Source organism: Halomonas sp. R57-5, from assembly GCF_900070345.1.
Taxonomy (GTDB): Bacteria; Pseudomonadota; Gammaproteobacteria; order Pseudomonadales; family Halomonadaceae; genus Vreelandella; species Vreelandella ventosae_B.
The window spans coordinates 2,223,251-2,238,023 of record NZ_LN813019.1 but is presented as its reverse complement, the minus strand read 5'-3'; the positions used below and the strand labels follow the sequence as shown (position 1 = coordinate 2,238,023).

The 14,773-nt window shown below is 60.1% G+C and carries 11 protein-coding genes; 4 read left to right on the top strand and 7 right to left on the bottom strand.

What is annotated here, in order from left to right; genetic code table 11:
* Positions 1–47: 47 nt before the first annotated feature.
* The 6 genes from HALO_RS10190 to HALO_RS10165 are packed head-to-tail and all read right to left on the bottom strand — an operon-like array spanning position 48 to position 9,880.
* On the bottom strand, positions 48–1,214 hold the full coding sequence (locus tag HALO_RS10190) for a cobalamin biosynthesis protein CobG (RefSeq protein ID WP_035580013.1): 1,167 nt from the start codon (positions 1,212–1,214) through the stop codon (positions 48–50).
* Positions 1,192–5,049, bottom strand: coding sequence for a cobaltochelatase subunit CobN (gene cobN / locus HALO_RS10185; RefSeq protein ID WP_035580016.1), 3,858 nt, complete (start codon positions 5,047–5,049; stop codon positions 1,192–1,194). Before cobN ends, HALO_RS10190 begins: the two co-directional genes overlap by 23 nt.
* Positions 5,049–6,182, bottom strand: a complete 1,134-nt coding sequence (gene cobW, locus HALO_RS10180) for a cobalamin biosynthesis protein CobW (protein WP_035580018.1) — start codon at positions 6,180–6,182, stop codon at positions 5,049–5,051. The genes cobN and cobW overlap by 1 nt, the downstream gene beginning before the upstream one ends.
* Complete coding sequence (locus HALO_RS10175) at positions 6,169–7,539, bottom strand: cobyrinate a,c-diamide synthase (RefSeq protein WP_035580021.1); 1,371 nt, start codon at positions 7,537–7,539, stop codon at positions 6,169–6,171. The genes cobW and HALO_RS10175 overlap by 14 nt, the downstream gene beginning before the upstream one ends.
* On the bottom strand, positions 7,539–8,132 hold the full coding sequence (gene cobO, locus HALO_RS10170) for a cob(I)yrinic acid a,c-diamide adenosyltransferase (protein WP_035580023.1): 594 nt from the start codon (positions 8,130–8,132) through the stop codon (positions 7,539–7,541). Before cobO ends, HALO_RS10175 begins: the two co-directional genes overlap by 1 nt.
* Positions 8,129–9,880 (bottom strand): ATP-binding protein, encoded by a 1,752-nt coding sequence (locus HALO_RS10165; protein ID WP_035580026.1) that lies wholly within the window; start codon positions 9,878–9,880, stop codon positions 8,129–8,131. The genes cobO and HALO_RS10165 overlap by 4 nt, the downstream gene beginning before the upstream one ends.
* A 345-nt stretch (positions 9,881–10,225) precedes the next feature.
* Between HALO_RS10165 and HALO_RS10160 the strand changes: the two genes are divergently transcribed.
* The 3 genes from HALO_RS10160 to HALO_RS10150 are packed head-to-tail and all read left to right on the top strand — an operon-like array spanning position 10,226 to position 13,067.
* Complete coding sequence (locus tag HALO_RS10160; RefSeq protein WP_050713390.1) at positions 10,226–11,242, top strand: ABC transporter substrate-binding protein; 1,017 nt, start codon at positions 10,226–10,228, stop codon at positions 11,240–11,242.
* Positions 11,239–12,303, top strand: coding sequence for a FecCD family ABC transporter permease (locus HALO_RS10155; RefSeq protein ID WP_035580031.1), 1,065 nt, complete (start codon positions 11,239–11,241; stop codon positions 12,301–12,303). Before HALO_RS10160 ends, HALO_RS10155 begins: the two co-directional genes overlap by 4 nt.
* On the top strand, positions 12,303–13,067 hold the full coding sequence (locus HALO_RS10150; RefSeq protein ID WP_035580035.1) for an ABC transporter ATP-binding protein: 765 nt from the start codon (positions 12,303–12,305) through the stop codon (positions 13,065–13,067). The genes HALO_RS10155 and HALO_RS10150 overlap by 1 nt, the downstream gene beginning before the upstream one ends.
* A 34-nt stretch (positions 13,068–13,101) precedes the next feature.
* Here HALO_RS10150 and HALO_RS10145 read toward each other — a convergent pair whose 3' ends face one another.
* On the bottom strand, positions 13,102–13,713 hold the full coding sequence (locus HALO_RS10145) for a Yip1 family protein (protein WP_172821668.1): 612 nt from the start codon (positions 13,711–13,713) through the stop codon (positions 13,102–13,104).
* 167 nt (positions 13,714–13,880) lie between these two features.
* On the opposite strand from HALO_RS10145, the gene HALO_RS10140 reads away from it, so the two are divergent.
* Positions 13,881–14,771 carry an NAD-dependent epimerase/dehydratase family protein gene (locus HALO_RS10140; RefSeq protein ID WP_035580038.1) on the top strand — a complete coding sequence of 297 codons (891 nt, stop codon included), beginning with the start codon at positions 13,881–13,883 and terminating at the stop codon, positions 14,769–14,771.
* The last annotated feature ends 2 nt before the right edge of the window (positions 14,772–14,773 follow it).

Genomic DNA, 14,773 nt, shown 5'->3' with positions numbered 1-14,773 from the left:
AGACCCTCGCTACAACCTGCCCTGACACTCAGCTACCGAGGAACAACCTAACTGTTTTCGCTGAGCTTTCTCAAAAAACCAACCACCTCACTCTCGGTGAGGCCTGTCTTAATCGGCGTGCTATCGGCAGCGCCGTTAACAACAACATTAAATCGACCTGCTTGCCCGACCAAGCATACATCGGCTGGGGTGCGACGGGCGCAGCCTTTGGCACAGCCGGATATATGTACGCTTGTTTCCAACAAGCCGCTTAGCTTCTCGGCAAGCGGCTGGGTGGCGACACTCGCCTGTTCGCAATAGGGCGCACCGGGGCAGGCGTCCATCGCTAGCCGCGGGTCGCTATTATGACGGATCAAGCCATCAATCGCGGGTAGTGTATCGCAATCCTGCAACAACAGGCGCCGCCAGGGGGTGACCTGCACAGCACTGATACTTGCTTGCGAGCCACTTGCCGGAAAGACCGCCTCGCGCAGCGTATCAGCCGCCACCCGGCCAAAGGGAAGCCCAATCACAATGCCTTCGCTATGTTCGCCCAGCGCCAGCTTCTCGCCGGGAGGTGCAGGGGCGGTATCAGCGGGCGCCCAATCGGGCAGCGGTGCTGTATGCCGCCGCATGCGGCCTGACTCCCAGCCGCCGGTATCTACGAACCAGTGGGTCAGGCGTATCAGTTGCTCGACGGCGGCCTCGGTATTGTTCACCTCCGTGCCTTGCGCGTAGCCATCGGGGCGCACCATCAGGCCGCCTTCCGTTGAGCGCTCGATTCGAAAATCAGCGGCGCTGTCGCCAAGCACCGGCGCTTTTCCCGCGTCAATGGCGATACCGACCTTGCCGGGCATGGCGGCTAATTCGCTACCCCGCGCCTGCAACAAGCGGGCAATGGTATGGGTGTCATCGCCCTTTTGCCAGGCGGGCGCCAGCATAAGCTGCGGCTGGCGTTCTGCTTCCGGGTCGTCGCTCACCAACTGATGCTCGACCAGAAACCCCATCAGCGGCGACCAGCTTTCATCGGTCACCCCACGCAGTTGCAGATTGGCCCGGCTGGTCAGCTCGATCAAACCGCTGCCGTAGGTTTCGGCGGCTTCGCACAGTGCCAATACCTGTTCCCGCGATAGCTGGCCCAGCGGCGGGCGCACGCGCACTAGCAGGCCATCGCCAGTGGCCATGGGTCGCCAGGCGCCGGGGCACCAGCCTTTAATGCGCGGGCTGGGCGACATGACCATGGGTCTCTTTGGCTTCGTCCATTTCCAGCAGCAGATCCTGAAGCGCCTCGCCATGCTCGCCGGGGGCTTGCCACATGCCCCGCTGGGCCGCTTCGAGTAAGCGCTCGGCCATCTCTTCCAGGGCGGCCGGGTTGTGCTCGCGCAGGAACTGTTGATTGGCGGCATCGAATACCAGGGCATCGCTCACCTGGGCGTACTGGTAGTCGGCAATCAGATCGGTGGTGGCGTCGTAGGCAAACAGGTAATCCACCGTGGCGGCCATCTCAAAGGCGCCTTTGTAGCCGTGCTCGCGCATGGCGTTGATCCATTTGGGGTTCAGCACCCGCGAGCGAATCACCTTCGCCAATTCTTCTTTCAGGGTGCGAATCTTGGGCATCGCGGGGTTGGCGTGGTCGGCGTGGTAAATCTCCGGCGCCTTGCCGCTTAGCGAGCGGGTGGCGTTGGCCATGCCGCCCTGAAAGGCGTAGTAGCTGTTGGAATCGAGTATATCGTGCTCGCGGTTATCCTGGTTTTGCATCACCGCATCCAGCCCCTGGAGCTGCTGTTCAAACGCATTACGGGCGGCAGTGCCGGAGCCCTTGAACTGGCCGTAGGCGTAGGCGCCTGTCTCCATGTAGGCCTCGGCTAAATCGTCGGCGCTGTCCCAAGAGCGGTTTTCAATCAGCCGGTTGAGGCCCGCACCGTATTCGCCGGGCTTGCTGCCAAAGATGCGGTAGCTCGCCTCTTGAGCGGCCATCTCCGGGCTTAGCCCCTGGTCTTCCAGTGCTTGCTGGCGGGAAAGCACCGCCTCGCGGATGGTGTTGCTGTTGCCCGGCTCTTCATAGCTCGCCACCGCCTGCACAGCAGCGTCAAACAGGCGAATCACGTTGGGGAAGGCGTCACGGAAAAACCCGGACACCCGCAGCGTGACGTCTACCCTGGGGCGATTGAGCAGCATCGAGGGAATGACTTCAAAGTCGCTCACCCGCTGGGAGCCTAGCGACCAGATGGGCCGCACGCCCATCAGCGCGAAGGCCTGGGAGATGTCATCGCCGCCAGTGCGCATGGTGGCGGTGCCCCAGATGGATAGCCCCAACCGGCGCGGGTAGTCGCCGTGATCCTGCAGGTAGCGCTCGACAAACGCCTGGGCGGATTTTTCGCCCAGCGCCCAGGCGGCAGGCGATGGAATCGAGCGATTATCGACGCTGAAAAAGTTACGCCCGGTGGGTAGCGTATCCAGCCGCCCCCGGCTGGGGGCGCCGCTGGGCCCGGCGGGCACGAAGATGCCCTCAAGGCCGTCGAGCAGCGACTGAATCTCCATCTTCACGCCGCGCTGCATGGTGACCCATAGCTGCTCACGGGCGTAGCGCAGTTGCGCTGCCGTAGCGGGGTAATCCTGGACCAGGTCATCCAGGCAGCCGTCTGCCAAGACGTAGTCGGCCACCCAGCGCTCGGCTAGAAGCTCCAGCCGCTCGCGGGCATCCGCCCCCGTGCGCCAGGGGGTATCGAGCTGCTGGCTTAAAATAGCCGGTTCGGGCCCCTGCCAGGACTCGTTGCCCGCGGCTAACGGATCAAAATCCAATCCTAAATCGCTGGCCAGGTTGTGCAGCAGGCCGCGGCTTGCCACCGTTTCGCCACGGGGTAGTCGCAACAGCGCCACCAAGGTGCCCGCCCGCTTCTCTTCCGGCGGCAACGTGCCGAGTATGTGCAGGCCGTGACGGATCTGAGACTCTTTGATATCGCAAAGAAAGGTATCCAGCTCGTTGAGAATCTCCGCGTCATCAGCACTGTTGTCAAAACCGTCTACTACATGCGCCAGTTCCTGGTCGATACCGGTATCAAGCAGGTGGGCGAGGATCTGGCTGCGAATCAGCGCTTCCCGGCGGGGATCCATATCCAGCGCTTGGTAATACTCGTCGGTGAGTGCTTCCAGCTCGGCCATGGGGCCGTAGAGTTCGGCCCGCGCCAGGGGCGGCATCAGGTGGTCGATAATCACCGCATGGCTGCGGCGCTTGGCCTGGGCGCCCTCGCCGGGGTCGTTGACGATAAACGGATAAAAGTGCGGCAGCGGCCCCAGGGCAATATCCGGCCAGCATTCCGCGCTCAAGGCGATGCTCTTACCCGGCAGCCACTCCAAATTACCGTGCTTACCCACGTGGATAACTGCATCGACCTGGTAGTGCTCACGCAGCCAAAAATAAAACGCTAGGTAGCTGTGAGGCGGCGCCAGCTCCATATCGTGATAGGACTGGGTGAGATCGTCGATAAAATCCCTTGCAGGCTGGATACCCACGAAGGTCTGACCCAGACGAATMCCCGCGATCATCAACCGCTCCTGGCGGCACTTGGGGTCTTCATGAGGCGCGCCCCAGCGCGTCCATACGGTTTCCTGAAGCTCACCAGGCAGGGTTTGAAACCAGGCCAGGTAGTCGTCAACGCTGATGCTCTGCCAGCAGGCGCGCTGGTCGAGGCTGCCGTGATCGTTGGTCACCGCCCCCTGAAGCTGGCGGATCAACTCATCGCCATTTTCCGGCAGTTCGCTGAGCGGGTAACCCGCCTCTTTCAGAGCGCTGAGAATTTTCAGCGTCGACGCGGGGGTATCCAGCCCGACGCCGTTACCGATCCGGCCGTCGCGATTGGGGTAGTTGGCCATGATCAGCGCGACCCGCTTCTGCCCGTTGGGGGTCAGCCGCAGCGAACAAATGCGCCGCGCCAGCTCGGCCACAAAGGCGGCCCGCTCCGGGTGGATCACGTGGTGGGTCACCGCCAGCTGGCAGCGCGGGTTGTAGTGGGCTTCGGCTTTAAAGCCCACCGCCCGGGTGATGATGCGGCCATCCATCTCGGGGAGCACCACCTGCATGGCCACATCGCGGCTATGCAGCCCGGCGGCCATGCCCTGCCAGTCTTCCGAGGTGCTGCTGGCAAGAATCGCCTGGAGCACCACGGGTCGGCCTACAAACAGGTTGTCAGGAAGTTCTTCCCCCTGGGCATTCAGCCCGTCGGCGTTGCGGTTGACCGCAAAGCTGGTGGTGTTGATCACCAGCATCGCGCCGGTCTGCTCAATCAAGTGATTGATAAAATCAATGCACGGCCCTTCTTTCAGGGACGCCACGGCGACCGCTAACGGCTCAAGTCCCTGGTCTTTAAGCGCCGCCAGCAAGCCGTCGGGTACGGCGGTATTCGCCCCCTGCAAATGACTGCGATAAAACAGCAGCAGACACACCGGCCTCCCGGGCACCTGGCGATCGCGCCACTCGCTGAGGCTGGACGCCTGTTGCTCTTGCGGCGCATAAATCACCGCGGGTGGAATGACCTTGGGCTCCTGCCAGTCGCCCAGCGGCCTATCTATACACTCGCTGGCCATATACTCATTGGCGACAAAGCGCAGCAACTGCTCGGCGTTATCGGCGCCGCCCTCTCGCAGGTAGCGCCACACGCGGTAAGCGTCATCGAAGGCGATGGTGGAGTCTTCCAGCAGCGCATCATCCGGGGCATCGCAGCCCGGTACCAGGATCAGATGGCGCTCGGGTTTGGCCGCCGCCCAGGACAGCAGGCGTTCGTGGCCATACTGCCAGTAGGCCTTGCCGCCCAGCAGCGAGACGATGACCAACCGGGCACCTTCCAGCACCCGATCTTCGTAGAGATCGTAGGCGGCCGGTTTTACCAGGTTCATCCAGTTGGCCAGCCGCACCGAGGGGTACGCCTCGCCCAGACGGTCAACCGCCTGGGCCAGCGCCGACAGATTGCTATCGGCGGCGGAGAGTATCACGACCTCGGCGGGGCTCTGTTGCAGATCGATGATGCCTTCATCATCGACAAAGCCCCCCGGCTTAGCGGCGAATAAGTGCATTAGCTAGCCGTTTGAGAAGACGTTTGAACCTCTGCTTCAGCCAGCGCGTCACGCAGCGCTGCGCTATCCAGGTGTTTGCCAATAATCACTAATTGGGTTTGGCGGATTTCGTCCTGAGCCCATAGCCGGTCGAAGTAGCCTTCCAGGCGCTCGCCCACCGCCTGGATGACCCGGCGCATAGGCTTGTCGGGAATGGCCGCAAAGCCTTTGGCGCGGTAGATCTCGTGGCTTTTCAACAGCTGCTGGAGCTTGTCGGCCAGGATGTCGCCATCAACTTCGCCCAGGGTAATCACGCAGGAATCAAAGTTATCGTGGGCGTGGTCGTGATGAGCGCCTTCGGCGTGGTGTTTGTCGTGGTGATTGGTGATGCTATCGATGTTTTTTTCGCTTGCCGCGCCAATGCCCATCAGCGCTTCCAGCTGGGTGGTGTCGGTGGTCAGGGTCTGATCGATAAACAGCGTTTTCACCGAGGCCGTCACCCGCGCCTGAATCACTGTTTCCACCTTTGCGCGCTCTTCCGGGCTAAGCAGGTCGGCTTTGCTGACCAACACCAGATCCGCCGCGCTGAGCTGGTCATCGAGCAGCTCGCGCAGGCTGGGGTCGTGATCCAGGCTCTCGTCGGCGAGGCGCTGGGCGGCCACCTTATCCACGTCGCTGGCATAGCGGCCGGCGGCCACCGCAGGGCCGTCGATCACTGTAATAATCGCATCCACGGTGCAGTGCTGGCGCACGTCGGGCCAGTTGAACGCCTGCACCAGCGGCTTGGGCAGCGCCAGGCCGCTGGTTTCGATCAGGATGTGGTCGATATCGTCGCGGCGGGCGACCAGCTTTTTCATGACCGGCAGAAACTCTTCTTCCACGGTGCAGCAGATACAGCCGTTGGCCAGTTCATAGATGCTGCCGTCTTCTCCGTCTAGCTGCCCGCCTTCGCTACCCTCTTCACACCCCAGCGCACAGCTGCGCAGCAGGCTGGAGTCGATATCCTGCTCGCCGAACTCATTAACAATCACGGCGATCCGCTTGCCGGTGACTTGGCGCAGAATATTGGCCAGCAGCGTGGTTTTGCCGCTGCCGAGAAAACCGGTCACGACCGTGGCAGGAATCTTATTCAGCTTTACGTTATTGGGCTGCATGGGTAAATGCCTCGCTGTGTTGCGGTTCGCAGTACGCCGGGCTGACAGAAAAAAGCCTTGCCACAGCGTCAGGATTATTAGGAAAAAACAGATGTAAATAGGTCGCCGTCAGGCGCTTTTGACGGTAGATCGCTTCCCCCGGTGCGGGGTGCCGCTGGCGTCGCCCGTGACCAATCGGCTCGGGGGTGCCTTCCGCCATGGAGCGGTGGTGCGCATGGCCGCGAACCGGACCTTCCGGCAGCTCGGCGGTTTGCATCCCCTGACAGCCGCGACGCCCGCGCATGGCCCCCTGCCCAGGCAGCAGGCCCAGCATGGTGTGGGTGATATCGTCGTAGTCGGTCAGGCTTTCCAGGCAGTACAGCAGGCCGCCACACTCGGCCAGAATGGGCTTGTCGGCGCGGTAGAAAGCCTCAATGGCCGAACGCATGGCGTCGTTATCCGCCAGCGTTTGAGCGTGAAGCTCCGGGTAGCCGCCGGGCAGCCAGAGGGCGTCGCATTCGGGCAGGTGGCTATCCGTCAGCGGCGAAAAGAAGCGCAGCGTGGCGCCCATCTGCTCCAGCAGGTCAAGGTTGGCCTGATAGACAAAGCTGAAGGCGGCGTCGCGGGCCACGCCAATGGTGTGGCCTTCGAGCAACGGCTTAACGGCCGCAAGCTGTTCTTGTGGTGCGGTAAAGGTTACCGGCGAAAGCGCTGCAAGTGATTCAAGCAACCCAGCCGCTTCCAACGCTTTGGCCGCCGCTTCAAAGCGTGCTTCCAGATCCTCGCGAATTTCTGCCGCCTGCACCAGCCCCAAGTGGCGCTCGGGGAGCGACAAAGCGGGATCGCGCGGTACGGCAGCCAGCAAAGGAATCGATGGCGGCAGCGCCCCTTCGATCAGCTCACGATGGCGCGGGGAGCCGCAGGCATTGGCGATAAGCCCGGCGATATGGATGTCGTCGCGAAAGCCGACCAATCCCGAGACCAGCGCGGCGGCGGTCTGGGCCATGCCTTTTACGTCCATGACGATCGCCATGGGAATATTAAACAAGGCCGCCAGATCGGCGCTGGAGGGCTCGCCGTCGAACAGCCCCATGGCGCCTTCCACCAGGATCAAGTCCACTTCGCAGGCGGCGTCATAAAACCGCTGGCGGCAGTAGGCCTCGCCTGCCATCCATAGATCCAACTGATCCACCGGCTGGCCGGAGGCCTGGGCCAATATCTGCGGATCCAGGTAGTCCGGGCCGGTCTTGAACACCCGCACTACCTTGCCCTGGTTACGCAGCAGGCGCGCCAGGCCCGCCGTGACGGTGGTTTTMCCCTGGCCGGAAGCCGGGGCGGCGATAAACAGCGCGGGGCAGCTAACGGTTGGCGTCGTCATCAATATTCGATCCCCGCCTGGGCTTTAACGCCGCCACGAAAGGCGTGGCGCTCGTCCTGAACAACGCTGATGGTATCGGCAATTTCCTGCAGCGGCGTGGCCATGGTGCGTCCAGTGATGATGACGTTCTGGTGCGCCGGTCGGCGCTTCAACGCTTCCACCACCGGTTCGGGGTCGAGATAGCCGTACTTGAACATATAGCTCATCTCGTCCAGCACGATCATATGATAGGCGGGGTTCTCCAGCAGCCCTTTGGCGACTTCCCAGGCGGCCTGGGCGGCTTCGATGTCCCGCTCGCGGTTCTGGGTTTCCCAGGTAAAGCCATGGCCCATGATGTGCCAGTCAAGCTTGGGATGATCGCGAAAGAACAGGTACTCGCCAGTTTCGCGGCGGCCTTTGATGAACTGGATCACCGCGCACTGCTGGCCGTGCCCCAGTGAGCGCGCCATGGTGCCGAAGGCCGAACTGCTTTTACCTTTGCCGTTGCCTTTGAGCAGAATCAGCACGCCGCGCTCTTCGGTCGCCTTGCTGATGCGCTCGTCGACCACGTCTTTTTTACGCTGCATGCGATCTAAATGGCTTGCGTCGCTCATGAGAGGTTCCCAGGTTGATGTGCAGAGACTGCCATAGAGGGTTTGCCAAACGAGGCTGGCCAGTAACGCGCGCCCAACTGCTGGGCGATCCGTGCGCCCTGCCCGCGTTTGACTTTGGACTGTTCGGTATCGATCAGCAGGCACTCCTCCAGCGGAGCGAGATCGTCAACGGCTTCCCGGGTGCGGCCATCGGTGATCAGATAGGTGCGCACCTTCAGGCCGGGCTCGCGGCGCTGCCACTGGCGGATCAGCCGCTTGGCTTCAATAATCGCTTCCCGCAGCGGGGTGCCGCCACCGCCTTTGGCCGCCTCAAGCGTGCCTCGCGCGTTTTTCGGCGCCCGGCGGCGGGAGAGTATCGGCACGACACCGCCATTGCCAAACCCCAACACCGCGACCTGCTCCCGCGCGGCGTAGGCTTGGCTGACTAGCGACTCGACCAGCCCCTTTGCCTGGCCCAGCAGGCGCTGACCCAGGGTGGAACCCGACGTATCCAGAAGTACCAGGTGTGCTGTCGCCTGCCCAGAGCGGGTCTTGCGCATCTTTAGCTGCTGCCAAGGCCACTGGCCGCGATTGGCGATAACGGTCGCAAACCCATCCAGCCGGGAAGTCGTCACTTGAGATCGCCCCTGGCCCAACGCACCACCTTTGCCCGCGCTAGCGGCGGTATCAGTACGCTTAGTCCGCTGAAAAAGGTCTTCGCTATCGGGCAAGTTTACCGCTGACTGGCTAATCGCTTCCTGGGCCATGGGAGGCATTGCGCCCCACTGGCCCTGTTCAGCGCTCTGTTGGGATGAACCAGCGGTCGATGCGTTATTGCCCGACGACGAACCGCTCTCGTCTTTCGAAGGTGTTCCATTAGGTGGAGATGATGGCGGGCTCTGCTCAGGCGGTTGGGTACGCCGATGAGCCAGCACCCAGGGTTCAACGGTATCGATATCTTGCTGCTCCACGCTAGCCACGCCACGCCAGGCAGCATGGGCCTGGGCAGCGCGGTGCCAAGTAACGTCTGCCCGCAGGCCTTCTACACCGGCGGCTTCGCAGCGTTGTGCAATCGTTCGATAAACCCAGGGGTCGCTGTTGACTTCTTTGAGTAAGCGCTGCGCTTGGCTAATACGCTCGGTCAGGGCGGCCTGGGCAGCCTCAAAGTGTTGCAGCGTGCCAGCCGAGTCGCGGTCGAAGGCTTCCCGCTGCTGCACGATGGCAATACGCTCGTCGATGCTTACTGCTCCCGCCTGCTCAAGGCAGAGACCGAAACGGTCGAGCAATTGCGGTCGCAGTTCGCCTTCATCTGGATTCATGGTGCCAATCAGACTAAAGCGCGCCGGATGGGAGTGGCTAATGCCATCGCGCTCAACGATATTGGTGCCACTGGCGGCCACGTCCAGCAGCAAATCAACCAGGGTATCCGGCAGCAGATTGACTTCATCGACATACAGCACCCCGCCGTGGGCTTTAGCCAGCAGCCCAGAATGAAAGGTAGCTTCACCCTCGGCCAGTACCTTCTGCAAGTCCAGGCTGCCGACCAGTCTGTCTTCGCTGGCGCCCAGCGGCAGCGTGACAAAAGGAGCACGCTGCCCTTCGCTATCGCTAGGCAAAATGGCGGCTAGAGCACGGGCTAAGGTCGACTTGGCGCTGCCTCTTGGCCCGCTGATCAGCACCCCGCCGATACGCGGGTTAATGGCGTTAAGGAGTAGCGCGGTTTTCAGCGCTTCCTGGCCGACCACCGCCGCAAAGGGAAACTCACTCACTGATGCCTCCCGTACACAGCCAACTCGTCAACTGGCTAACCTTTATTAACCGGCTAGATGTCCGCTGGACGTGAGTTTGTTTCATGGTAAATAGGTTAATAATGATAAAACCATTCATAAAGAAGTGAGCGGAAGAAAGGGGTCAGTATAGAGGAAGGCATGGCGGCGAAGCCAGTTTGGTACCCAGGCCAACCCTATGAGACAGCCCAGATAACCATAAGGTAAGATACGACTAATCTTTGACATCAAGCCTATTTATTATGTTATAACATTTCATATTGGTATTAATTAGCACGCCCCAAGACCACCAGCTCTCTAGCACCACACGTTTACTGGAAGCCAAACATGAAGATCGTTCGTTACCTGCTAMCTGCTACATCGCTGCTMCCCGCCTCTTACGCGATGGCTGATGCAACCCACTACCCTGTTACTTTAACTAACTGCGGCGTAGAGATCAGCGTGGCGTCAGCCCCGGAGCGAACGGTGACAGTAGGTCAATCGGCCACGGAGGTTCTCTATTCGCTGGGGCTCGCTGATCGAGTGAATGGCACCTCAGTGTGGTTTAATCCGGTTCTTCCCCAGTTTGCTGATGCCAATGAAGCAATCGAGCGGATCGCCAACGACGACCCGAGCTTCGAGGCCGTAGTCAATAAACGGCCTGATCTGGTGGCAGTGCAGTATGAGTGGCACGTGGGCCCCACCGGCAGTGTCGCCACCCGTGAGCAGTTTCATGAGCTGGGTATTAATACCTATATTATGCCCGCCGATTGCGACACCAAGGATAACTCGACCGGCGGCGATGGCACCCGCACCGCCGCCTTCTCGACTGACTCCATCTATAAAGGGATCACCGAGTTAGCCGAGATCTACGATGTTCAAGACGCTGGCGAGGCGCTGATAACCGACCTTGCCGCCCGCGAACAGCGCGCCATCGACTTGGCGAGCAGCCTTGATTTACCGGAAGACTTGTCGGCGGCATTCTGGTTTTCATCGACAGATCTGGGGGTTAGCCCTTTCGTGGCGGGGCAACTGGGGGCACCGGGGTATATGATGGAAAAACTCGTCATTCGTAATGTCATCGAGTCTGACGAAGAGTGGCCCACGGTGGGCTGGGAGAGCATCGCCAGAGCCGATCCCGATGTGCTTGTTATCGCCAACATGGATCGCCGCCGTTTTCCTGCCGACGACATTGAAGCAAAATGGGAGTTTTTACGCAGCGACCCGGTCACCCGGGAGATGAGCGCGGTTAAAAATAACCGTATCGTCGAGATGGACGCCCACGCCATGAGCGCCACTATGCGCACTATTTACGGCCTTGAGACACTTGCCGAGGCACTATCTAATATGTCGTTTAACGAATGAGCATAGCGCTAACGAGAGCTTCCTCCGCAGGCTTCGGGTTGCGCTGGCTATGGATAACACCGCTGGTGCTCGTGGCAGCACTGATCGCGGGTACCGCCATCGGCGAGACGCCAATTCCGGTTGATACCATTCTCAAGGTACTCGCCAATCAGCTACTGGGCGCGGATTACGCGGTTGATCGCATCGACGCGGGCATTATTTGGAACTATCGTCTCAGCCGCGCCGTGGTCGCCGCCTGTTGTGGCACCAGCCTGGCACTGGCAGGGATCGTGCTGCAGGCGCTACTGCGTAACCCCCTGGCCGATCCTTACTTGATGGGCATTTCCGCCGGGGCCTCTACGGGGGCAGTCGCGGTGGCCGTCGCCGGGCTGGGTGCAGGCGCGCTTTCGCTCTCTTTGGGTGCCTTTGTGGGCGCCCTGCTCGCCTTCGGCATCGTGGTCATGCTCGCCCATGCGGCCAACAGCGGTGTGGGTGGTGGGCGCGGTGTTCAGGCCGCGGGGGCAATTATTCTGGCAGGTATTGCAGGCTCGCAGCTGTTCAATGCGCTGACCGCGTTTATCATTACCAAGTCAGCGAGCGCCGAGCAGGCCCGGGGCATCATGTTCTGGCTGATGGGCAATCTTTCAGGAGTGCGCTGGGCCGATGTCACCTTGGCCGTGCCTGCCGCGCTGTTTGGGCTACTGGTTTGCCTATGGCACCGGCGCTCCCTGGATGCATTTACTTTCGGTGCCGACAGCGCCGCCTCCATGGGCATCGCAGTGCGCCCGGTGCGCGGCATGCTGATTATCGCCATGGCGCTGGTCACGGCGGTGATGGTGTCTATTGTGGGGGCGATTGGCTTTGTAGGCTTGGTGATCCCCCATGCCATGCGCTTTATCGTCGGTAGCCGTCATACCCGGCTGGTACCGGCCACCGCCTTGGCGGGTGCGGTATTTTTAATCGGCTCGGATATTCTTTCCCGGGTGCTGGTGCCCGGCCAGGTACTCCCTATCGGGGTGATTACGTCGCTGATCGGCGCGCCTGCCTTTGCGCTAATTCTCGTGCGCGGCAAGAGGTCTTAATGCAGTTATCAGCTGAGCAACTCGCCTGGGCGGTGCATGGCACGCCCCTGCTTATTGACGTTAACCTTACCGTCGAACCCGGCCAAACCTTTGGCTTGGTGGGGCCGAACGGCTCGGGCAAAACCTCGCTACTTCGCCTGCTGGCAGGCTTGAACAAACCTAAAGCAGGACGTGTGCGAATGGGTAGCCAGCCCCTACACACGCTAAAGCAGCGAGCGATTGCTCAATCTATTGCGCTAGTCGAGCAACAGGCCGACACAACCGATAGAATTAGCGTGCGTGACGTAGTGGCGCTGGGCCGGACGCCCTTTCTTACCGCGTTGCGCCCCTGGTCAACTGAAGATGATGCCGTCGTGGCTCAGGCGCTGGTAGATGTCGATATGGTGCATATGGCGGATCGGCTTTGGCACACGCTCTCAGGCGGCGAGCGCCAGCGGGTGCATATTGCCCGTGCACTGGCCCAGAAGCCTAAAATCCTGCTATTGGATGAACCCACCAACCATCTGGATATTCGCCATCAGCTGTCGATTCTTGAATTGGTCAGGCAACTACCGATCACGGTGGTGATCTCGCTGCATGATCTTAATCAAGCCATGGAGTGTGACCGTATTGGCGTGATGGATGGCGGCCGTTTGATCGACAGCGGCCACCCTCACGACGTACTCACCGCCAACAGACTACAGCAGACCTTTGGGGTGCATGCCCACGTGATCGATGACCCCATCGATGGCAAACAGATCATGCGGTTTCGTAGCGCAATTTAGTTATCGCCTGTACCAAGTGCGCCAGGGCGACCCTTCATCGAAAGAGATGCCAAACCACGCTGTGATCCGTGCCCATACTCCACAGCAGTACAATCACAACGAGTAGTGCCTCTAGCACCAAAACACCAACACCCAGCGTCGTTGTTGACAGAATAAACCCACGCTGATGACTGATGCCTAAAAAGCTGGGTGTTCCCTTATAGAGTAGATAGGCGCTGTAGAGCAGTCCAATCACCATACCCAGCATACAGAACCAAAAAGCCGGGTAGAGTGCAAAAACGCCACACAGGAACATCGGTGTCGCAATGTAACCCGCGAAAATAAGGCAATCACGGCGGCTGGGGCGGTTATCTATACGACGGGCCAACCAATGGATCATACTGCCCACAACGGCCACAGCCATTAGGATCAACGCATAAAAAGCCACGCCTAATGCAATACCATTGGCAAGAGAGACTTGATAGGTTTCAGGGCCACCATAGGTCCAACCGACCTGGGTAGTGCCTATCAGCGCACAGACGACAGGAATAGCAGCGAGTAAAAGGACATGGTGGGCATACAGATGACTGATAGATTCATGCTCGCCCCGGATCGAATGCCACTCTCTTTCAGGATGATGGAGGAGCCCCCAAACATGATGGATCATAACGACCTCCCGGTTTTGTAGATGCTCTGTTGTTAGGGTCAGACGTTGATCGATTGGATCAATAAGATTCCGAATCATTTTTAGTGTAGAACATAAAATCATTTTCGGAGGTAAGGATTTTTCTTTGCTAAGGTGGGTGCTCACTCTACTAATTGGCGGGGTTCCATATGCGACTTTTATTCACCGGCGGCAGTGGCAAGGCTGGCCGTCATGCGACGGCTTATCTTCGCGACCAAGGTCACCAAGTCACCAACCTGGATTGGGTGGCGTCCGACGTACCCGGCATTACCACCCTAAAGACCGACCTGACCGATGCAGGCCAGGTATTCAATGCCTGCCGGGCTTACGCCGATTTCGACGAACTGGAGCCAGGCACTGGCGTGCCGCGTTACGATGCGATTGTCCACTTTGCGGCCATACCCGCCATCCTCCATCGACCGGACAACGAGACTTATCGCATCAATACGCTAAGTACCTACAATATTCTCGATGCTGCCACCAAACTGGGCATTCCCAAGGTCATCTTCGCCTCCAGCGAGACCACTTACGGCGTTTGCTTTGCCGATGGTGAGAAGAAACCGGACTATCTCCCCATCGATGAAGAGCACCCCACCGTGCCTCAAGATAGCTACGCCATGAGCAAGGTGGTAAACGAGGTAACGGCGCGCTCTTTCCAGGCGCGCTCGGGCATCGACATCTACGGCCTCCGCATCAACAACGTTATCGAGCCCCACGAATACCGTCAGGATTTCCCAGCCTACATGAATGATCCCGCCCTGCGCCGCCGCAATATCTTCGCCTACATCGACGCCCGCGACCTGGGCCAGATGGTCGATTGCTGCCTGAAAACGGATGGCCTGGGCTACCAGATATTCAACGTCGCCAATGACGATCTCTCGGTGGGCCTGACCAATCCAGAAATCATCGAACGCTTCTACGCTGGCGTACCGATCAAGCGCGAAATGGGCGAATTTGAGACTTTCTACACTAATGAAAAAGCGCGCCGTCTGGTCGGCTTTACACCACGCCACTCCTGGCGGGATGAGCTGGAGCACTAGGT